We start from the raw sequence: 21,236 nt of genomic DNA, 5'->3' as shown, positions 1-21,236 counted from the left end.
GAAAGGTCGTCGTCGACGTTCGCTGTGACAGCGGTTGCCTGGGGCATCCTGGCGCAGGATGCCCGGCCGCGTCAGCGTGTCGGTAGCGGTTCACCCTCCCGGGACGGCCCGGGAGCGGCGCCTAGACTCGCTCGCGTGCACGACCGCCATGATCCCCACGACCCGTACGTCCGCGTCCGCGGCGCCGCCGAACACAACCTCAAGCACGTCGACGTCGACATCCCCCGCGACGCCCTCGTCGTCTTCACCGGCGTCTCCGGCTCCGGGAAGTCCTCCCTCGCCTTCGGCACGCTCTACGCCGAGGCCCAGCGCCGCTACTTCGAGTCCGTCGCCCCCTACGCGCGCCGGCTCATCCACCAGGTCGGCGCCCCCAGGGTCGAGGAGATCACCGGACTGCCGCCCGCCGTCGCCCTCGAACAGCGCCGCTCCGGCCCCACCTCGCGCTCCTCCGTGGGCACGGTCACCACCCTGTCCAACTCGCTGCGCATGCTCTTCTCCCGCGCCGGCACCTACCCCGAGGGCGCGCCCCGCCTGGACTCCGACGCCTTCTCGCCCAACACCGCGGCCGGCGCCTGCCCCGAGTGCCAGGGCCTGGGCCGCGTCCACCGGGTCACCGAGGAGTCGCTGGTGCCCGACCCCACCCTCACCATCCGCGAGGGCGCCGTCGCCGCCTGGCCGGGCGCCTGGCAGGGCAAGAACCTGCGCGACATCCTCGACGCCCTCGGCTACGACGTCGACCGGCCCTGGCGCGAGCTGCCGCAGGCCGACCGCGACTGGATCCTGTTCACCGACGAGCAGCCGGTGGTCACCGTCCACCCCGTGCGCGAGGCCGACCGCATCCAACGCCCCTACAAGGGCACCTACATGAGCGCCCGCCGCTACGTGCTGCACACCTTCGCCGACTCCAAGAGCGCCGCACTGCGCGCGCGGGCCGAGCGCCATCTGGTCAGCGCGAACTGCCCGGTGTGCGCGGGGCGCCGGCTGCGGCCCGAGGCGCTGGCCGTCACCTTCGCCGGCCACGACATCGCCACCCTCGCCGCCCTGCCGCTGACCGCGCTGGCCGAGGTGCTGCGCCCGGCGTGCACGGGCGAATCGGCCGCCGCTGCGCTCGCCGGCGACCTCCTCGCCCGCATCGGGATCCTCACCGACCTGGGCCTGGGCTACCTGGCCACCGACCGCCCCACCCCCACCCTCTCCGCGGGCGAGCTGCAGCGGCTGCGGCTGGCCACCCAGCTGCGCTCGGGCCTCTTCGGCGTGGTGTACGTCCTCGACGAGCCGTCCGCCGGGCTGCACCCGGCGGACGGCGAGGCGCTGCTGGCGATGCTGGAGCGGCTCAAGGCCGCGGGCAACTCGCTGTTCGTGGTCGAGCACCGCATGGACGTGGTGCGCCGCGCCGACTGGATCGTCGACGTCGGCCCCCGGGCCGGCGAGCACGGCGGGCAGGTGCTCCACAGCGGCCCCGTCGAAGCCCTCGCCGACGTCGAGGCGTCGGCCACGCGCCGCTACCTCTTCCCCGACGGGCAGCAACCACCCGCGCGCAGCCCCCGCACCCCCTCGGGCCTGCTGCGGCTGCGCGGCGTGAACCGGCACAACCTGCGCCACGTGGACGCCTCCTTCCCCCTCGGCGTCTTCACGGCCGTCACCGGCGTCTCGGGCTCGGGGAAGTCCACACTGGTCGGCCAGGTCCTCGCCGAGACCGTCGCCGCCCACCTCGACGGGGGAGAACCCCTCGGCGACGCCGAGGGCCTGGACGCCCTCGACCGGCTGGTGACGGTCGACCAGAGGCCCATCGGCCGCACCCCGCGCTCCAACCTCGCCACCTACACCGGCCTCTTCGACGCCGTGCGCAAGCTCTTCGCGGCCACCGACGAGGCCCGCGCCCGCGGCTACGGCGCCGGCCGGTTCTCCTTCAACGTCGCCGGCGGGCGCTGCGAGGAGTGCCAGGGCGAGGGCTTCGTCGCCGTCGAGCTGCTCTTCCTGCCCGGCACGTACGCCCCCTGCACCGCCTGCGGCGGGGCGCGCTACAACCCCGCGACACTGGACGTCACGTACCGCGGCGCGAGCATCGCCGACGTGCTGGCCATGACCGTGGACGCGGCCGCGGACTTCCTCGCCGACGTGCCCGCGGCACTACGGGCCCTGCGCACCCTCCAGGAGGTGGGTCTGGGCTACCTGCGCCTGGGCCAGCCGGCGACCGAGCTCTCCGGCGGCGAGGCCCAGCGCATCAAGCTCGCCGCCGAGCTCCAGCGCAGCCACCGCGGCCACACCCTGTACGTCCTCGACGAGCCCACGACCGGGCTGCACCCGGCCGACACGGAGGTGCTGCTGCGCCAGCTGCACGGCCTGGTCGACGCGGGCAACACGGTCGTGGTCGTCGAGCACGACATGACCGTGGCCGCGGGCGCCGACCACGTCCTCGACCTCGGCCCGGGCGGCGGCACCGAGGGCGGCCGCATCGTCGCATCCGGCCCGCCCCACGAGGTGGCCCGGACGCCCGGCAGCGCCACCGCACCGTACCTGGCCCGGGCGCTGGGGCTGTGAGCGGCCTGGACGGGGTGGCCGTCGTCCGCTTACGTTCGTGAGCGCACCGCATGGACGGATGTGCGGGCGGCAGGCGACCGTTCGGGGGGATGCGCCATGGTCCGGGCCCTGATCATCGGCGGCGGCATCGCCGGACCCGTCACCGCCATGGCCCTGCAGCGGGCCGGCGTCGAGGCGGCCGTCCACGAGGCGTACCCCGCCGGCGCCGACGACGTCGGCGCCTTCCTCGTGCTGTTCGCCAATGGGCTGGCGGCCCTGGCCGCCATCGACGCGGACGCACTCGTGCGCCGGCACTCCTTCCCCGCCCGCACCGCCGAGTTCCTCGGCGCCGACGGCGCCGCGCTCGGCAGCCGCCCGCTCGCCGGGGCGAACGGCGGGGCGGCGCCGCGCACGCTGTCCCGCTCCGTGCTGCACCGCGTGCTGCGGGAGGAGGCCGCGCGGCGTGGCATCCCCGTCCACCACGGCAAGCGCCTGGTGGACCGGCGCATCGGGCCGGGCGGCACCGTCACCGCCCTGTTCGCCGACGGCACGCGCGCCGAGGGCGATGTGCTCGTCGGCGCCGACGGCATCCACTCGCGCACCCGCACCCTTCTCGACCCGGCCGCCCCCGAGCCCCGCGCCACCGGCCAGACGACCGTCTGCGGCCGCCTGCGCGACGCCGCCCACGCCGTGCCGCCGGCCACGTACCGGATGATGTACGGCACCCGCGGGTTCTTCGGCTGCACCACGGCACCCGACGGCACCACGTACTGGTTCGCCAACGTCCCCGGCGCCCCCGCGCCCGGCGCCGGCCCGGCCCACTGGCGGCGCCTGGTGGCGGAGGCGTTCGCCGGCGACGGCACGCCCGCCGCCGCGATGGCCGCCGCCACCGGCGACGACATCGTCGGCACCAGCGCCCACGACCTGCAGCGCACCCCCGTCTGGCACGATCGGCACACGGTCCTGGTCGGCGACGCCGCCCATGCCACCGCCCCCAACGCCGCCCAGGGCGCCTCCCTGGCCATCGAGGACGGGGTCGTCCTCGCCCAGTGCCTGCGCGACCTGGCCGGCGTGCCGCGCGCCTTCGCGGCGTACGAGCGGCTGCGCCGCGCTCGCGCCGAGCGCGTCGTGGCCCTCAGCGCCGCCCTGGCCGCCCGGCTGGCCGGGGCCGCGGACGAGAACACCCCGCAGCGCGGCGACGACGGCGCCGCCGACTGGCTCACCGGCTACCGCATCGACTGGGACGCCCGCGTGGGCTGAGGTTGCCGCCGGGCGCCACTGCGGCAGACTGGAGCCATGCCGGAGCTGCCGGAGGTCGAAGCCCTCGCCGGGTTCCTCGCCGAGCACCTCACCGGCCGGTCGGTCGAGCGCGTGGTGCCCGTGGCGGTGAGCGTGCTCAAGACGTACGATCCGCCGCTCGGCGCCCTGGAGGGGCGCACCGTCGCGGGGGTGCGGCGGTACGGCAAGTTCCTCGGTATCGCCACCGACGGCGGCCCCCACCTCGTGCTGCACCTCGCCCGCGCCGGGTGGCTGCGCTGGCACGAGCAGGTGCCGGCCGCGCCGCCGCGTCCGGGCCGGGGGCCGCTGGCCCTGAGGCTGTACCTCGCCGGGGGCGCCGGCCTGGACGCCACCGAGGCCGGCACCCAGAAGCGGCTGGCCGCCTACTGCGTGCACGATCCCCACGACGTGCCCGGCATCGCCCGCCTCGGCCCGGACCCGCTCACCGAGGACTTCACCGAGCAGACCTTCGCCGGGCTGCTGCGCGGCGAGCGCCGGCAGATCAAGGGCGTCCTGCGCGACCAGGAGGTGGTCGCCGGCATCGGCAACGCCTACTCCGACGAGATCCTGCACGCGGCCCGCATGTCCCCCTTCAAACCGGCCGCGAACCTGACCGAGGAGGAGATCCGGCAGCTGTACGAGGCGCTGCGGGCCACGCTCGGCGAGGCCGTCGAGCGCTCGCGGGGGCAGGCGGCCGGCGAGCTGAAGGCGGAGAAGAAGAGCGGCCTGCGGGTGCACGGCCGCACCGGCGAGCCCTGCCCGGTGTGCGGGGACACCGTCCGCGAGGTCTCCTTCAGCGACTCCTCGCTGCAGTACTGCCCCACCTGCCAGACCGGCGGCAGGCCGCTGGCCGACCGACGGCTCTCCCGCCTGCTGAAGTGACCGCCGGCCGCGAGGACCTGCCTCAGTCGCGCGGGATGCCGCGTTCGTCGGCCTTCGCCAGCTCCGAGTGGCGGTAGGAGTAGCAGAAGTACACCACCAGCCCGATCGCGAACCACACCGCGAACCGCACCCACGTCTGCCACGCCAGGTAGGTGATCAGCCAGATCGACGCGGCCACTCCGATGCCGGGGACGACGGGCACGCCGGGGCAGCGGAAGGAGCGCGGCAGGTCCGGCCGGCGGTGGCGCAGCACGATCACCGCGGAGCACACCACGGCGAAGGCCAGCAGGATGCCGATGTTGGTCAGTTCGGCCGCCTCGCCGATGGGCACCAGCCCGGCGATCGCCGCGGAGGCCACGCCCACGATCCACGTCACCCGCGTGGGCACGTGGCGCCGGGGATGGGTGTGGGCGAACCACTTCGGCAGCAGCCCGTCGCGCGACATGGCGAACCACACCCGGGTCACGCCCAGCATGAAGGTGAACATCACCGTCAGGATGCCGATGATGGCCCCGACCGCGATGACGTCCGCGATGCCGTGCAGGCCCACCGACTTGAAGGCCGTGGAGAAGCCGCTCGCCTTGTCGATGTCCTTGTAGTTCTGCATGCCTGTCAGCACCAGGCAGGCCAGGACGTACAGCACCATCGAGATCGCCAGCGAGAGCATGATCGCCTTGGGCATGTGCCGCTGTGCGTCCTTCGACTCCTCGGCGGCCGTGGACATCGCGTCGTAGCCGAAGACCGCGAAGAAGACCGTGGCCGCGCCCGTGAACGCGCCGCTGACGCCGAAGGGGAAGAAGGGGGAGTAGTTGGCGGTATTGATGTGGAAGAAGCCCACGCCGATCACCAGCAGCACCACCAGGACCTTCAAGCCCACCACGATCGTCTCGAAGCGGGCCGCGTTCTTCATGCCCATGGTCAGCAGATAGGCGATCAGCAGACACAGCACCGCGGCGAACAGATCCACCCGGTGCCCCGGCCCGGTGCCCGGCGCGCCCAGCATCCAGCGCGGCAGCTCCGCGCCCACCTCCCCGAGCAGGAAGTTGATGTAGCCGGAGATGCCGATGGCCACCACCGCCACGATCGCGGTGTACTCCAGCAGCAGGTCCCAGCCGATGAACCAGCCGCCCAGCTCGCCCAGCACCGCGTAGCCGTAGGTGTAGGCCGACCCCGCTCTCGGGATCAGCCCGGCGAACTCCGCGTACGAGAACGCCGCCGCGGCACTGGCGACGCCGGCGATCAGGAAGGACACCAGCACCGCCGGGCCCGCCACGCCGTTGGCGATGGTCCCCGCCAGGCTGAAGATGCCCGCGCCGATGATGCCGCCGACGCCGATCGCGGTGAGCTGCCACAGCCCCAGGGTGCGGGTCAGCCGCTCACCGTGCGCCTCGGTCTCCTCCGCCTCCTCGATCGTCTCGATCGGCTTGCGGCGCCAGACGCCCTGCCCCGTCCCGAGCCCGGCCATGGCGTGTCCTCTCGTGGGCCTGCGGGCAGCTCGCCCTTGGGTGGTTTACGGGTGGTTTGCCGGTGGATGACCCCATGATGGCGGAGCGGGCGCGGCGACGGAAGTCGCCGCGCCCCGCATGCGTGCCGGGCGTCAGCGGACAGCGGGCGGCCCGTCCTGCCCGCCCGTGCCCCAGGCCGAGGGCCGCGGGCCGACGGTGAAGTCCAGCCGGGCGCCGCGGCGCAGGTCCGCCGTGGTGAGGTAGGTACGGCCGTAGGGCCTGCCGTCCAGGCGCACCGAGCGCACGTACCGGTCGGTGCGCGAGGTGCCCGGCGCGCTCACCGCGATGCGGCCCCCGGGGTACCAGCGCTTGTCCAGGCGCAGGTCCACGCGGTCGAAGACGGGCGTGCTCAGCCCCCACACGTCCGCCCCCGGCTGCACCGGGTACACCCCGATGGACGACAGCACCATCCACGCCGACATCGTGCCCAGGTCGTCGTTGCCGGTCATGCCGTCGGGGGTGTCGGTGAACAGCGTCAGCGCCGCGTGCACCACGTCCGTGGTCTTCCACGGCCGGCCGGTGGACAGGTAGGTGTAGGGGGCGATGAGGTCCGGCTCGTTCTGCGGGTTGTACTTGTCGGCGTTGTAGTAGTCGTACGGGCCGTGGACCCATACCTCGCGCGCGGTGCGCGCCGGGTCGGCCAGCAGCCGGTCGTAGGCGAAGAAGGAGTCCAGCCGCCGGTCGGTGGCGTCCCGGCCGCCGATCAGGCGCACCAGCCCGGGCGGGTCCTGCGGCACCAGCCACTGGTACTGCCAGGCCGTGCCCTCGTGGAAGCCCGGGCTGCGGGCCGGGTCGGCGGGCCCCGTGAAGGCGCCGCGGTCGTCGCGCGGCCGGAAGAAGCCGGTCTGCGCGTCGTGGAGCCGGCGGTAGGCGCGCGAGCGGGCGGCGTAGCGGTCGGCGTCCGCCCGGTGCCCGAGCGCGCGGGCCATCGTCGCCAGGGCGCCGTCGGCCAGGGCGTACTCCAGCGTGGCCGAGGCGCCCTGGTGGAAGTCGGAGTCGCCCGGCTTGGCCCGGGGCCGCTCCGGCAGGTACGGCACGTAACCGTCGCGGAGGTACCTGCTGTTGCCCTCCCGGCCGACGGCCGGGGAGGCGTCCGGGGGCACCCCGTCGGCGTTCTTCTTCAGCACCCGGTACGCCTCCTCCTCGTGGCCGGTGAGCAGCCCGTGATGGAAGGCGTTGGTGAGGTAGGGGGTGACCGGGTCACCGGTCATGATGTTCGTCTCGACCGTGCCGTACCCCCACTTGGGCAGCCAGCCGCCCTCGGCGTCGACGCGCAGCACCGACAGCGCCATGTCCCGTGCCTCGCGGGGGGCGAGGAGGGCCAGCAGCTGGGCCTGGGTGCGGTAGGTGTCCCACAGGGACCAGTTCTGGTAGTAGGTGAAGCCCCGGGCGCGGTGGATGCGCTGGTCCCAGCCCCGGTACCGGCCGTCGGCGTCGCTGCCGACGTTGGGGGAGAGGAAGGAGCGGTACAACGAGGAGTAGAAGGTGCGGCGCAGTGCGGTGCTCCCGCCGGAGACCCGTACGTCGCCCAGCCGCCGTTCCCACGCGGCCCGGGCCGCGGCGGCCGTCCGGTCGAAGCCGTCCTGCTCGGCGCGCAGGTTGCGCTCGGCGCCGGCCGCGTCCACGTAGCTGACGGCGGTGGTCGCCTCCACGTCGCGGTCGCGGGTGGCATCGAAGCGCACCCAGGCGCCGTTGCGCGCCGCCGAGGACGAGGAGCGGGTGCCGGCGTCGATGCGATCGCCGTGCCACGTGCCGTACGCGGCGAAGGGCCGGTCGAAGCGGGTGAGGGTGTACAGGGTGTACGGGCGGGTGTCCTGGCAGAAGCCGCGTCCGGTGATGGTGGTGCGCACCGTGCGCTCGTCGACGACCTCGACCGTGCTGGAGACCGTGCGGTGCAGCGCCTGACCGGCGTTGAAGAGCACGTTGGCCTTGTCGGTCGCGGGGAAGGTGTAGCGCTGTCGCCCGGTGCGCGCGGTCGCGGTCAGCTCGGCGGTGATGCCGCCGTAGGAGCCCAGGCGGACCCGGTAGTAGCCGGGGCGGGCGCTCTCGTCGCGGTGGCTGAAGGAGGCGGCGTAGCGCGCGTTGTCGGTGCTGGTGACCTCGCCCGTGGTGGGCAGCACCGGCAGGTCCCCGCCGATGCGGCAGCCCACCCCGGACAGGTGCACGGTGCTGAAGCCGCGGATGCGCTCGTGCCGGTAGTCGTACCCGGTGCCGTGCCCGGTGTCCGGGGACAGCTGCACCATGCCGAAGGGCACGGCGGCGCCGGGGAAGGTGTTCCCCTCGTTCTGCGTGCCGATGAAGGGGTTGACGAGGCCGGTGAGCGACGCGGCCGGCCGGGCCGGGGGCGGCGCGAGGCCGGCGGTGCCGAGGACCGCGACGAGGGCGAGCACGGCCGCGCCGGTGCGGCGCGGCAGTGGACGAACGGCCGGTCTCATGCGACCACGACCCTCCAGCCGACTTCGGTGACAGCGCAGAGGCTGGCCGGGGCCGCAAGGGGAGTCAAGGATGCGCCGGTTGGTGGGCGTGGTGTTCCGGTCAGGGATCGGGACGCGCGGGGGCGCCGCGGGATGACCATATGCGGCGCCCGCCGTGTCCTCGTCAGGCCGCCGAGCCCCCGTCAGGCCGCCGCGGACCCGCCGAGGCCGGCGTGCGCGCCGGGCACCGGGGCGAGCGGCCGCGGACTGCCGCCGACCGTGTGCAGCCGGGCCTTGGCCTCGGCGGCGTAGACGTCCACGTACTCCTGCTCCGACAGCTTCCAGATGGCGTACATGATCTCGTCGGTGACAGCCCGCAGGACCGCCCGTTCGTCCTGCAGCCCGGCGTAGCGGGAGAAGTCCAGCGGCCGGCCGAAGCGGATGGTGATGGGCACCCGGCGCGGCAGCAGACGCCCCGCCGGCTGCGCCTCGAACGTGCCGATCATCGCGCAGGGGACGACCGGGACACCGGCCTGCAGCGCCATGGCGGCGACCCCCACCTTGCCCTTGTACAGGCGCCCGTCGTGCGAGCGCGTGCCCTCCGGGTAGATGCCCAGCAGGCCGCCGCCCTGAAGCACCCCGAGCGCGGTGTCGACCGCGGCCTGGGCCGCCTCCTTGCCCGAGCGGTCCACGGGAATGCCGCCGACCCCGCGGAAGAACGCCGCGATCAGCCGGCCCTTGAGGCCGCTGCCGGTGAAGTACTCCTGCTTCGCCAGGAAGGTGATCCGGCGCCTGACCATCACCGGCATCATGAAGTGGTCCGAGAAGGACAGGTGGTTGCCGGCGATGATGGCCGCGCCCTCCTCCGGCAGGTGCTCCAGCCCCTCGACCCTGGGCCGGAACACCCACCGCAGCAGCGGTATCAGAACGAGCGTCTTGAACAGGTGGTAGAACACGTCATGGCCCCTTTCCCCGGGCTTCCCGAGCGACCTAGCCCCCGCGCCGAGGCACGGTAGTGGGCAGGCGGGATCATGGGGAGAGTGACTATTCGGCCACGCTCAGTGAAGGCCCGGTAAAGGACGGCAAGGGACGGCAAAAACGCCCCCGTTCACCGGGCCGCAACCTCGGCCGTACGAGCTCGGCCGCGCCACCTCAGCCGCGCGGCGTCACCGACGCGAGCACCTGCGGCAGCGGGTACCAGTCGGCCGTGGCGAAGCTCGCGTGCGCGCGGGCCAGCAGCGCCACGCGCTCGCGGGCCCGGGCCTCCGTGGGACGGGTGCCGTCGATGGCGGGGGCGACCTTGTGGGCGTCGGTCATGACCAGCAGGTAGTGGTTGCGGTCGTACCAGGCGGTGTCGATGCCGCCCCCCGTGTACGCGCCGGCGTCGCCGTCGAACAGCACGAACCACGGGCGCAGCGAGGCGTCGGCGTACCGCGTGCGCGGGTCGCCCGCGGCGGCGCCGTGGACGGCCGGGAACGCGGCGGCCTGCCCCAGGCGGCCAGTGGCCGCCAGGTCGCGCAGGTGCGTGGCGTACTCGCGGTCGGTCCACAGCCGGTCGGCCGGGTTCTTCTCCTCGACCGTGCCGGGGATCAGCTCGACGACGAACTTGCCCTGCAGCGCCGCCCGCGAGGGCCAGCCGGCGGCGCGCACGGCCGTATCGAGGTCCGCGTGCCCGCCGGCGAGGTCCGCGGGCCGGTACAGGGCGTCCCCCAGGGCCGACGTCAGCAGGGCGTCGAGTTCGGCGGGCCCGCGGCCGCTGTCGGCATTGAACCCGTCCTTCATCTCGACCTTCAGCAGCACGGGCCGGTGCCCGGAGTGGGCGTCGTGCCAGGCGCGAATGTCGGCGAGGCAGCCGGCGAGCGGCTGGTTGCGGCTCTTGGTGCGCAGCTCGGCGGGAGAGTGGGCGTTCTCGCAGTTGTTGTCGTTGCCCACGGGGTTGGCGTGCGAGACGCGGAAGGCGCGGCCCCCGAAGCCGTTGCTCCACACGTCGAGTTCGAGCAGCCCCGCCCCGGAGTCCAGGGCGTCGGCGAAGTAGGGGTACTTGGCCCGGTCGTAGGCGTTGTGCACGCCGACCGCGGTCGTCGTGTCGTACGCCGCCTCCGCCGCCCTGGACGCCGCCGCCCTGCCCGCCGCCCCCGCCGGCGCCGCGGCCGTACCGGCCAGCACGGCCGCCGCCGCGGCCGCCGTGATCGCCGTGCGTATGCGCATGGTGGTTCGCATGTCCCCCGCCGTTGTCGAAGATTTCCGCTGTGTTGAATGCGTCAGCAGCGTACGGGAGAGGGTGATGTGACGGTGCGCCAGGTTCGTGCGCCCAGGCTCAGCGCCCGCGCCCCTGCAGCACGCAGTCGCCGCACAGGCCGCCGCCCGGTACGCGGTAGTACAGGCAGCAGGTGGTGCGGGCGAAGGCCGGGGTGGCGCCGGGCAGGTGCAGGGTGCCGGTGTCGTGCAGGAGGGGGTCGGCCAGGAGGGTGCGGGTCAGGGCGATGGCGCGTTCGGCGTCGGCCGGGCGGCCCTGCCGCAGGCACCAGGGGTGCAGGACGCGCAGGGCGCCGGCGAGGGCGGATGCGGCGTTGCCCCACAGCAGCCGTGCGGAGACCCCGGTCAGGGAGCGGGTGGCGGCGTGCAGGGGCAGGAGGACCTCGTGCAGGACGGCCGCGGCGTCGTGCGCCGGGGGTGGCGCGGACGGTGCGGCCCACCACAGGTCGTCGGGGGCGCCGAGGGCGGGGTGCCAGCGCAGGGGGCCGGCGGCGAGGTCCGGGGCCTGCCCGGTCAGGACGGCCGAGCCGAGGGTGAGGGACAGCAGGCGCCCGGCGATGCCCTGGAAGGCCAGGGAGGCCGCGACCCGCTCCTCGCGGGTGCCCAACCGGTCGGTGACGACGGCGATGCGGCGCCGCAGCGCCTTGGGCCCGGGCGGAAGGTAGGCCGCCGCGTCGTCCGCGGGCGGTGCCGGGCCGGTGGGCAGTGCGAAGAAGGGGCCCACGTCCGCGAGTTCGCTCAGGGACATGGGGCGTGTCTTCCTTCGCTCGCGGGCCGGCCGCCCCACTGTACCCGCGTGCCCCGCCCGCGGGGCGGGCGGGGCACGCGGGCGGGGTCAGGCCTTGCGGGCGAGCAGGGCGCCGTTGGCCAGCGGGGCGTCGATGACGAAGCCCGCCCGCCGGATGTCGGTGAAGCCCGCCGCGGTGAGCATCGCGGTGTACTCGGCGCGGCTGCGGTTGGCGCCGTCGGCCGTCTCCACCAGCATGTTCAGGCCGGCCACGGCGCCGGCCACCGGGCCGGTGCCCTCGTCGTCGAGGAACGCCTCGCCCACGATGACGGTGCCGCCGCTGTCGAGCGCCGCGTGGCACTTGGCCAGCAGTGTCGCGCAGCGGTCGGCGTCCCAGTCGTGCAGGACGTTGGTCAGCAGGATGGCGTCGTAGCCGCGGGGGAGGTCCTCGGCGAAGAAGTCGCCGCCGATCGTGTCGATCCGGTCGGCCACCGGTGTCTGCGCCAGGTGCTTCTCGGCCATGCCGACGACGAACGGCAGGTCGTAGACCGTGGCGCTCAGGTGCGGGTAGTGGCGGCACAGCTCGCCGCAGAACGAGCCCAGGCCGCCGCCGACGTCCAGCAGCTTGCGGTAGGAGTGGAAGTCCAGGGACAGGGCCATGGCGCGGGCGGTGAAGACCGCCCCGGCGTGCAGGGCCTTGGGGAACAGGTCGGCCATCTGCTCGTCCGCCGGGTCGAACAGCGTCTCGGCGGTGCTGGGGTCCCAGGTGACGGGCCGGTTGCCGCGCACGGCGTCGGCCAACTTGCCCCAGGCGTCGTACTCGCGCCGGTCGGTGAAGGTCACCAGGTCGCCGAAGAAGTAGCGCTTGCCGCGGACCAGGAACTCCTCCGCCAGCTCGGAGTTCACATACCGTCCCTCGCGCTTGTCCAGCAGCCCGAGCGAGGCGCAGGCGGTCAGCAGCAGCCGTGCGGGGCGCTCGTCCAGGCCCTCGCGGCCGGCCAGCTCGGCGGGGGTGATGCCGTCGGTGCCGCTCACGTGCGTGAACAGGTCGAATTCCAGGGCCACCGCGAGGACTTTCGCGACACGGAAGCCGTCGGCGATCGCCATCAGCGGCGCGGGGGTCAGCGGGCGGACGCCGGTGTAGGAGGTGCTGTTCATACGACTCCTCGGGCGGCCGGCACCCGCGGGTGCCGGCCGCCTGCAGTAGGACGACGGATGGGTGCGGAGCGGTCAGTTCGCCGGGGGCGTCCACGCGCCCGCGGCGGCGGCCGCGCGCACGTACGCGTCGAAGCTGCGCGGCTCACGGCCCAGCGCGTCGCGCACCCCGGTGCTCAGGTGCGCGTCGTAGCCGTTGCGGATCGCGGTCTGCAGGCCGAGCAGGATGCCGGCGTGCTCCGCCGGCACCCCGGCCTCGGTGGCGCTCTTGAGGAACGCCTCGTCGTCCAGGTCGACGAACCGGATCTCGCGGCCGATGGCCGACCCGATGCGCGCCGCGGCCTCGCCGAAGGTCAGCGCCTCGGGCCCGGACAGCTCGTAGGTGCGCCCGTGGTGGCCCTCGCCGGTGAGCGCGGCCACGGCCACGTCGGCGATGTCGTCGGCATCCACGAAGGGCTCCTTGCCCTCCCCGGTCGGCGCGGCGAGGACGCCTTCGAGGATCTGCGGCAGGAAGGCCGCCTCGCTGAAGTTCTGGGCGAACCAGGTGGGCCGCACGATCGTCCACGTCAGCCCCGACTCGCGCACCGAGCGCTCGGGGATCAGCAGCTTCTCGTCGCCCGCCGCGTCGATGCCGCGCGCGGAGAGCAGCACCAGGCGCCGCACGCCGGCCGCGCCGGCCCGCTCGACGAAGCGCGGGACGAGCTGCTGCGCCTGGCTCGGCAGCGTCGGCTGCACCAGGTAGACGGCGTGCACGCCCTGAAGGGCCGGCGCCCACGTCGACTCGTCCTGCCAGTCGAAGCGGACCTCGGCGCTGCGGGAGGCGGTCCGCACCTGCCGGCCCCCCTCGCGCAGGGCGGCGGCCACCCGGCGGCCCGTCTTGCCGGTGGCGCCCACTACCAGAAACGTCTCACTCATCGGTGTCCTTTCCTTGGAAAGTCCCACAGGAGTTCCTACGGGGTGTGTCCGGTCAACGCGGCCGGGGCGAGCGCCCCGGCCGTGCTCAGGACGAGGTCGTCGGCCTCGCGCGAACCGACGGTCAGCCGCATCCCCTCGCCGGGGTAGAAGCGCACCAGGACGTTGGCCGCGGCGAGCGCCGCGGCCAGCGCCTCGGTGCGCGGGCCCGCGTCCAGCCACAGGAAGTTGCCGTGGCTCGCCGGGCCGGTGAAGCCCAGGCGGGCGAGGCCGGCCCGCAGCCGCTCGCGTTCGGCCACGACGGCGTCGACCCGCTCGGCCAGCTGCTTGCCGGCCCGCAGCGAGGCGGCGACCGCCACCTGGGCGAGGGGGCTGATGCCGAACGGCAGCGACGCCGCCCGCAGCCGCCCGGCCTGCCCGGGGGCGGCCACGCAGTAGCCCACCCGCAGCGCGGCCAGGCCGTACGCCTTGGAGAACGTGCGCAGCACCACCACGTTGGGGTGGTCCGCGAGCAGGCGCAGCCCGTCGGGCGTGCGCGGGTCGCGGGCGAACTCGTGGTACGCCTCGTCCAGTACGAGGGTGATGCGCCGGGGGAGGGCGGCCAGGAAGTCCTCCAGCTGCGCCCGGCCGACCAGGGTGCCGGTCGGGTTGTGCGGGTTGCACAGCACGACGACCCTGGTGCGCTCGGTGACGGCGGCGAGCATGCCGGGCAGGTCCTGCTCGCCCGCGGCCGTCAGCGGCACCTCGACGGGCACGGCGCCGGCCATCCTGGTGATCAGCGGGTAGGCGTCGAAGGACCGCCAGCCGTAGACCACCTCGTCGCCCGGCCCGGTGCACAGGTCGATCAGCTGGCGGGCGATGCCCACCGAGCCGCTGCCGACCGCCACGTGCGCGCGGTCGGTGCCCAGCCAGTCGGCGATCAGGCCGGTGAGGGTGTCCGGGGTGAACTCCGGATAGCGGTTGACCGCCGTCAGCTCCGCCGCCAGGGCGCCGGCCACCTCGGGCAGCGGCGGGAAGGGGTTCTCGTTGAGGTGCAGCCTCAGCCAGTGTTCCTCGCGAGGACGTAAGTCACCGGTCATGCGGCGTGCCTCACTTCACCGGAAGCGACTGGGCGTGGTGGAAGACGTTGTGCGGGTCGAAGGTGCCCTTGGCCTCGACCAGGGCCTCGTAGTTGTCCCCGTAGTACAGCCGGTGGGCGAGGGTCCCGGAGGTGTTGTACGCCGGGTCGTCCAGGTCGGTGTCCGGGTAGTTGACGTAGCAGCCGTCGGTGATGCCGTTGGACAGCGGCACCCCGCCGGTCTCCTTGTAGACGTCCGCGTAGAAGTCGCGCAGCCACTTCAGGTGGACGGCCTCGCCGGCCTCGTCGACCCAGGTGGTCACGTAGTGCATCTCCATCACCGAGTTACGGTGCGCGAAGGCGGTGGCGTCGCGCCGCACGGTGTTGGTCCGGCCGCCGAAGGAGATCATCAGCAGCCGGGCGGCGGGGTTGGCGTAGTCGACCTCCGCGAAGTGCCGGTACATCGCCTCGATCTGGTCCTCGGGCAGGCAGCCGTGCTGGTAGGCCGACTTGGCCTTGAAGCGGAAGGTGGGCGTGTTGGGGCCGGTCAGGCCCGGCCAGGCGGTGGCGTGCAGCCAGGGCAGGCGCAGCCGGTCCACCTTGGGCGCGACGGACACGTGCGCGCCCACGGCGGCGAAGAAGTCCGTCAGCAGCCGCTCGGAGTCCGGCCGCGTCGCGTCGAACTGCGCGATCATCGAGATCGCGCCGCCGGCCGCCCGCGGGGTGGGCATGAACTGGCTGTAGAGGCCGGCGTACGGCGAGCCGGCCGCGGCGTGCCGCTCGAAGAAGGAGCTGTAGTTGCGCACCAGGTGGCAGAAGTCCTCGCGGGTGACCTTCTCCCACGGCCAGGACAGGGTGCTGACGAAGACCTCGGCCGGCGGCCGGGGCAGCAGCCGGGTGGGGTCGACGCCCTTGGCGGCCGGGTCACGGAACCAGTACCGGGTCACCACGCCGAAGTTGCCGCCGCCCCCGCCGGTGTGCGCCCACCACAGGGCACCGTGGGAGCGGCCCCGCTCGAAGTCCTCGCGCGTGGCGGTGATCGTCCGCACCTCGCCCGCCTCGTCGACGGTGACGACCTCCACGGCGTGCAGGTAGTCGACGGTCACCCCGTACAGACGGGAGAGCGGACCGTGCCCGCCGCCGGCGACGTGCCCGCCGATGCCCACCGAGGGGCAGGCGCCACCGGGCAGGGTGACGCCCCACGTCTTGTACAGCGCCTTGTAGACCTCGCCCAGCGTCGCGCCGGGCTCGATGGCGAAGGCGCGGTGCGCCGCGTCGTAGTACACGGCGTTCATGGCCGACAGGTCGATGAGGATCCTCGTGTCGGTGTTGAAGCCCTCGTAGCAGTGGCCGCCGCTGCGGGCCGCCACCTTCTTGCCGGCCGCGAACGCCTCGCGCACCACGTCCTCCACCTGGCGCCGGGTGTGCACCACGCGCACCGACTCCGGGCTGAAGACCCAGCGCTGGTTGTAGCCGCGGATCAGGTCGGCGTACCGCGCGTCGCCGGGCGTGACGGTGACCGCCCCGGCCCGCACGGCGTCCTCCAGGGCCGCGGAGGGCGGCGCCCCCGCGACGGCCGGGGCGCCGGCGGCGTCCTCCTCGACGAGGGCACGGCGGGTGTCCTGTTCCATGTGCGTGTTCTCCCCCTGTGTGATGGTGCAGGTCAGCCGGTCAGAACCCGGCTGTCCGCCCGGCGGCCGGCGACGTACGTCGGCTCGTCCGCGGGCAGGAACGCGGCGAACGGCGGCACTTCCTCGACGGGCAGCCGCAGTTCGAGAACGCCCGGCAGGTGCGCGTGGTGGTCGTGGTAGTCGGCGAGCAGCCCCCGCAGCTCGTCGGCCGTACCGGCCGAGCCGACCCACAACCGGTCCGGACCCCCCAGTCCGTACGCCACCGTGGCCACGTCCAGCGCCGGGTACTCCACGCACTCCAGGCGGGAGTCGAAGAACGTCTGCTGGCGGGTGACGCACATGCCGTGCATGTTGTTGTTGAAGACGACGTAGAGCACCGGCAGCCGCTCGGCCACCGCCGTGTGCACCTCGAAGCCGTTCATCAGGAAGGCCCCGTCGCCGCACAGCACGACCGTGCGCGTCCCGTCGGCCGAGCCGAGCTGGGCGCCGATCGCGGCCGCGATGCTGTAGCCCATGCCGCCCATGCCGAGCGCGATGGTCGACGAGGCGGCCTCGGGCACGTGCGAGAGGTGGATGGCGGCGGAGGCGCAGTTGCCGGCGTCGAGCACGATGTGACCGCCGCGCGGCAGATACTCCTCCAACTGCCCGATCGCCTCGCTCTGGAGCAGCGTGTCCCCCGCGGTGCGCACCTCCTGCTCGCGGTGCTCCCGGTCGGTGGGCGGCGCCGGTCGCGGCCGGTAGCGGCGCAGCTCGTAGCCGGCGGGCGCGGGCGCGGTGAACGGCTCGGCGTCCAGCAGGGACAGCAGGGCCACGAAGGCCGCCCGGGCGTCCGCCTCGACGACGATGGCCGGGTCCGTGGCCCGTACCGCCTCGCCGGGGTCGATGTTGACCACGGCGAGGCGGGCGGAGGCGAGCTCCAGCGGGCCGCGCGTCATCACGCCCAGACCGGTGCCGACCGCCACGACGAGGTCGCACTCCTTGAGATAGGCGTGCGCCGAGGGGTGCCCGGTGACGCCGGCGACGCCCAAAAACAGCGGGTCGTCGTTGGGGAACTCCCCGCGGGCCCCCATGGTCGCGACCACCGGGATGCCGGCGCGCCGGGCGAAGGCGGTCACCTCGCCGGCGGCGCCGCTGCGGCGCACACCGTGCCCGACGAGCAGGGCCGGGCGCCGGGCCGTGCGCAGCGCCCGGAACAGCGGGCGCACGGCCTCGCGGGCGACGGGTGCGGGCGCCGCGAGCCGCTCCAGGTCCACCGGCCAGTCCGCCGGCCGGGGGCCGACGGGCAGGTCGTAGAGGTCGCGGGGCAGCAGCAGCGCGACCGGGCCGGGACGGCCGGTGAGGGCCGTGACCACGGCCGCGTGCAGCTCGGGCCAGAAGTCGGCCGGATCCTCGATCTTGGCCACCCGCTTGGTGGCCGCCCGCAGCAGGCCGAGCGCGTCGACCGTGCGGCCGATGCCGGAGGAGTCCTGGAAGGCCCCGCGGCCCTCCAGCTCGCGGGGCGGCTGCCCGATCAGGGCGAGGACCGGCACCGACTCCGCGTACGACTCGGCGAGCCCGGTCAGCAGGTTGACCATGCCGCCGCCGGAGGTGGCGCAGCACACGCCGAGCGTGCGGTGGACGCGGGCCCGGCCGTCGGCCATGAACGCGGCGCCGTCCTCGCGCCGCGCCATGACCGACCGCAGGCGATCGCCGCCGAGGCGGTGGATCGCGTCGTGCAGGTGCTCGATGTTGGCCCCGCTGACCCCGAAGACGTATCCGAGGTCCCAGTCGCGCAGGGTGGTGACGAGAGCGTCAGCCAGTCGCATCGGACGGTCCTGTCACTCGGGAGGTGGCGGCAGGGAACGGCCCGACGGCGCCGGTGGCGAAGCGGTGCTCCAGGATGCGCTTGAGGTTGGCCATCTCCACCTTGTGGATGGCGTCGAACTGGGGCCAGATGTCCCCGACCCAGTAGCGGTCGGTGCGGGCCCGGCCGGCGGCGATGTACTCGGGCACGTCGGTGACCTCGCGGTCGTAGTACGGGTGCCGGCAGTTGGTCCACAGCACCACGGTGCCCGGGCGGCGCAGGGTGCGGGTGGCGTCGATGACGGTGAAGTAGTAGCGCATCCACAGCTCGTGGCCCTGGTCCCAGGCACAGGGCCACAGGACCGTGCCGTGCTCGGGGCCCTTCATGGTGTCCACCCGGATGAAGATCTCGGTGTCCGGCTGGATGGCCTCCTGGCCCCGGTACAGCCCGCCGCCCACGTGCTGCAGGTCGCGCATGCTGTACGACCACTCCTCCAGGGAATGGATGTCGGCAAGGTAGTCGAACACCACGTCGTAGGGGACGTCGATGTGCTCGCCGAGCGAGGAGAACGAGCCGAATATCTCCTCGTGCGAATACGTCTCCTTGGTCATGCCGACCATGAGCTTGTAGATCTCGTCCGCGTCGGTGTTCTCGCAGCGAATGAGGTCGAGCCCGGCGAGGTCGGAACGGTCCGGCCCGCCGGCGAAATTCTGTCCAGGCGCCATGACGCCTCCTCCAGTGCAGTCAGGAATGGTTGCTCGAATTCAAGCAGAGGGATTGCCCGGGAATTCCCCGGAAAATGGGTGGCAGGCCGCCTCACACGCGGGCGGCGGACCAGCGCAGCGTCATCGCGCTGACCATGTCCCCACCGTTGGAGAAGGTGCCGAGGGCCAGGACGTCGCCGGGTTTGACCAGGGAGTTGTCCAGGGCGTCGGCCAGGGTCACCGGGATCGAACCGGCGAACAGGTTGCCGTACTTGGCGAGCGTGTCGTGGACGCGGGGCGCTTCGATGCCGCAGCGCCGGCGCCATTCGGCGAGGTACTCCTCGTTGGGCTGATGGGTGATCAGCATCGAGACGTCCTCGGCGGCGAGGCCGGCCTTTTCGAGACTGATCGCAACCGCCTGGGGCACCAGGCTCATGGCGTTCTGGCGCAGCGCCTCGATGCGCTCGCGCGTGAAGTTGACCGTGATCGGTCCGCAGCCGCGCTCCCAGTAATCCCGGAACACCCCGTCCACCAGGTCGGGCTCGAAGCGCAGCAGTCCGTAGTTCTCCCCGTGGGAACGTTCGTACGCGGAGAGAATGGTGCGCTCACCCGGTGCGAGCAGGGTGGCGGTGGCGCCGTCGCCGAGCACCCGGGAACGCGGTGACTTCTGGAACTCCGGAAGCCGGGAGACGAAGTTGGTGACCGTGAGCACCACGACGTTGCGGTACTGCCCGGACTCGATGAAGGCGCTGGCCGTGCGCAGCCCGGACAGCCACGAGCAGCAGCTGGTGTCCACCTGCATGATCGCGGCGTTCGTGGCACCCACGCGGGCCTGCACGGCGGGGCCGATCCCCGGCCAGAAGGTGTCGTTGAAAACGCAGTTGTACAAAATGAGATCGATGTCGGCGGCGTCGGTCCCGGTGCGGCCGAGGAGCTTGTCGACGGCCCTGGCCCCGAGCTCCGCCGAGGTGTAGTCGGGCGACGCGAACCGCCGCTCCGCCACCCCGCGAAAGAACGGATCGTCCCCGAGCTCGTCACCGTCGGCCTGTGAGCCGTTGGTGACCACCCGCTCGGGAAGAAAGTTGACTACATCAATGATCTGGGCAGACATCGCCCGGTCGTTGCGCACCCGCTCGGTTCCCCCCTTGTGGCACTTCAGCTGTCGCGGACGGATGTATTCCGTATCACCCGGACCGCAACGCATTCGAGTATGAGGACGCCGTGGCCGCCCGGCCACGATGCCCCGCTGTCCTATTGTGACCTGGCAACAAGCGGAAAGCAGTGTCCTATAGTTGCCTGGCAACAACCGGAAAGGCGTGGGAGCAAACGCGACATCCTCAAAATCGGGGGCAATGTTGACAGAACTGGATTCAACCTGCGTTTCCGTCTACACCCAGGCCCTGCGGCACGGTTCCTTTCACGAGCTCACGATCATGGACGCGCTCGGGATATCCCCGGCCGAACTGGCGCGTTGCCGCGAGGAGTTGCGCGCCCTGGGACTGCTCAGCCCGGCCGCCGACGGTGCCCCGCTGGTCGCCGTGCACCCCGAGGTGGCGGAGGCGGTCGTCTGCGGTCCGATCGAGCGCGACATCCACGAGCGCAAGGAACACATGGCCCGCGTCCGCGGGCAGTTGCACGCACTGGTGCCGGTCTACCGGGGCAGCACCGACACCTCCCGCCCCGCGCAGGACACCCGTACCATCGCCGACCCCGGCGAGGTCCGGCGCGAACTGGCCGCCGCAGCCCGGCGCTGCCTGCACGAAGCCGTCGTCATCCAGCCCGGCACCGGACGCGACACGGACGCAGCCCTGCACCTGCGCGACTGGAGCCTGCCGCTGCTGCGCCGCGGGGTGCGGCTGCGCGTGCTCTACCAGCACGCCGAGCGGGCCAACCTCGCCACCCGCGCCTACGTCGTGCGGGCCGCCGAGGCCGGCGCCGAGGTGCGCACCAGCGCCGAGATCTGCGAGTACGTGGTGGTCTTCGACCGCTCGGTCGTCTTCCTGCCCCAGGCGACGACGGAAGGCGCGGCCGGCGGCGCGGCCATGGTGACCAACGCCACCGTGGCCGGATTCGTCCAACGCCGCTTCGAGGACGTCTGGATGGTCGGCCAGCCCTTCGAGGCCCGCGAGACGCAGTACGAGAAGGTCGCCGGCGATGTGAACCGGACCATGCTGCAGCTGATGGGCGCCGGCCTGAAGGACGAGGTGATAGCCCGCCGCCTGGCCATCTCCACCAGAACGTGCCGCCGTTACATGAAGGCCGCCATGGCGCAGCTCGGCGCGGTCAGCCGGTTCCAGGCCGGCGCCCGCGCCGCCCAGCTCGGCCTGCTGCGCGGTCCGGCGGTCGTCGGCGCCGAGGCGGCGGTGCCGGCGGCGGCCGGGGCGGCGGAGCAGCGGGATGCGGGGCCGTAGG

General features: G+C 73.4%; 16 protein-coding genes. 4 read left to right on the top strand and 12 right to left on the bottom strand.

The annotated features are described in order from the left end of the window. The first annotated feature begins 135 nt into the window (after positions 1-135). The 3 genes from uvrA (at position 136) to AC27L3_RS03185 (ending at position 4,680) form a co-directional block, all read left to right on the top strand. Complete coding sequence (gene uvrA, locus AC27L3_RS03195) at positions 136-2,541, top strand: excinuclease ABC subunit UvrA (protein WP_487232450.1); 2,406 nt, start codon at positions 136-138, stop codon at positions 2,539-2,541. A gap of 96 nt (positions 2,542-2,637) precedes the next feature. After that, positions 2,638-3,780: an FAD-dependent monooxygenase gene (locus AC27L3_RS03190; protein WP_487232449.1), complete on the top strand. Its 1,143-nt coding sequence runs from the start codon at positions 2,638-2,640 to the stop codon at positions 3,778-3,780. Positions 3,781-3,816: 36 nt separating this feature from the next. Then, on the top strand, positions 3,817-4,680 hold the full coding sequence (locus tag AC27L3_RS03185) for an Fpg/Nei family DNA glycosylase (RefSeq protein ID WP_487232448.1): 864 nt from the start codon (positions 3,817-3,819) through the stop codon (positions 4,678-4,680). Between the two features lie 22 nt (positions 4,681-4,702). On the opposite strand, the gene AC27L3_RS03180 is transcribed toward AC27L3_RS03185, so the two are convergent. The 12 genes from AC27L3_RS03180 to AC27L3_RS03125 all read right to left on the bottom strand — a co-directional run bounded on the left by AC27L3_RS03180 (position 4,703) and on the right by AC27L3_RS03125 (position 19,935). After that, positions 4,703-6,145 carry an amino acid permease gene (locus AC27L3_RS03180; protein ID WP_487232447.1) on the bottom strand — a complete coding sequence of 481 codons (1,443 nt, stop codon included), beginning with the start codon at positions 6,143-6,145 and terminating at the stop codon, positions 4,703-4,705. 132 nt (positions 6,146-6,277) lie between these two features. After that, positions 6,278-8,620 carry a GH92 family glycosyl hydrolase gene (locus AC27L3_RS03175; RefSeq protein ID WP_487232446.1) on the bottom strand — a complete coding sequence of 781 codons (2,343 nt, stop codon included), beginning with the start codon at positions 8,618-8,620 and terminating at the stop codon, positions 6,278-6,280. Positions 8,621-8,802: 182 nt separating this feature from the next. After that, entirely contained in the window at positions 8,803-9,555 is a 753-nt protein-coding gene (locus AC27L3_RS03170; protein WP_487232445.1) for a lysophospholipid acyltransferase family protein, read from the bottom strand. A 196-nt stretch (positions 9,556-9,751) separates the two neighbouring features. Further along, a complete protein-coding gene (locus AC27L3_RS03165; protein ID WP_487232444.1) occupies positions 9,752-10,819 on the bottom strand; it encodes a phosphatidylinositol-specific phospholipase C domain-containing protein in 1,068 nt (355 codons plus the stop codon). Positions 10,820-10,916: 97 nt separating this feature from the next. Continuing rightward, on the bottom strand, positions 10,917-11,603 hold the full coding sequence (locus AC27L3_RS03160; RefSeq protein WP_487232443.1) for a (2Fe-2S)-binding protein: 687 nt from the start codon (positions 11,601-11,603) through the stop codon (positions 10,917-10,919). Between the two features lie 87 nt (positions 11,604-11,690). Then, positions 11,691-12,740, bottom strand: coding sequence for a methyltransferase (locus AC27L3_RS03155; protein WP_487232442.1), 1,050 nt, complete (start codon positions 12,738-12,740; stop codon positions 11,691-11,693). A gap of 72 nt (positions 12,741-12,812) precedes the next feature. Beyond that, on the bottom strand, positions 12,813-13,652 hold the full coding sequence (locus AC27L3_RS03150) for an NAD(P)H-binding protein (RefSeq protein WP_487232441.1): 840 nt from the start codon (positions 13,650-13,652) through the stop codon (positions 12,813-12,815). A 35-nt stretch (positions 13,653-13,687) separates the two neighbouring features. Beyond that, complete coding sequence (locus AC27L3_RS03145; protein ID WP_487232440.1) at positions 13,688-14,728, bottom strand: histidinol-phosphate transaminase; 1,041 nt, start codon at positions 14,726-14,728, stop codon at positions 13,688-13,690. A gap of 10 nt (positions 14,729-14,738) precedes the next feature. Continuing rightward, positions 14,739-16,337: an FAD-binding oxidoreductase gene (locus AC27L3_RS03140; protein WP_487232439.1), complete on the bottom strand. Its 1,599-nt coding sequence runs from the start codon at positions 16,335-16,337 to the stop codon at positions 14,739-14,741. A 32-nt stretch (positions 16,338-16,369) separates the two neighbouring features. Next, complete coding sequence (locus AC27L3_RS03135; RefSeq protein ID WP_487232438.1) at positions 16,370-18,142, bottom strand: thiamine pyrophosphate-binding protein; 1,773 nt, start codon at positions 18,140-18,142, stop codon at positions 16,370-16,372. Beyond that, positions 18,129-18,845 carry a hypothetical protein gene (locus AC27L3_RS03130; RefSeq protein ID WP_487232437.1) on the bottom strand — a complete coding sequence of 239 codons (717 nt, stop codon included), beginning with the start codon at positions 18,843-18,845 and terminating at the stop codon, positions 18,129-18,131. Before AC27L3_RS03130 ends, AC27L3_RS03135 begins: the two co-directional genes overlap by 14 nt. 91 nt (positions 18,846-18,936) lie before the next feature. Next, a complete protein-coding gene (locus tag AC27L3_RS03125; protein WP_487232436.1) occupies positions 18,937-19,935 on the bottom strand; it encodes a 3-oxoacyl-ACP synthase III family protein in 999 nt (332 codons plus the stop codon). A gap of 322 nt (positions 19,936-20,257) precedes the next feature. Between AC27L3_RS03125 and AC27L3_RS03120 the strand changes: the two genes are divergently transcribed. Next, a complete protein-coding gene (locus AC27L3_RS03120) occupies positions 20,258-21,235 on the top strand; it encodes a helix-turn-helix transcriptional regulator (protein WP_487232435.1) in 978 nt (325 codons plus the stop codon). Position 21,236 lies beyond the last annotated feature (1 nt).

It is taken from the genome of Streptomyces sp. PKA51, assembly GCF_057552455.1.
This window is presented reverse-complemented; position numbering and strand designations above follow the sequence as displayed.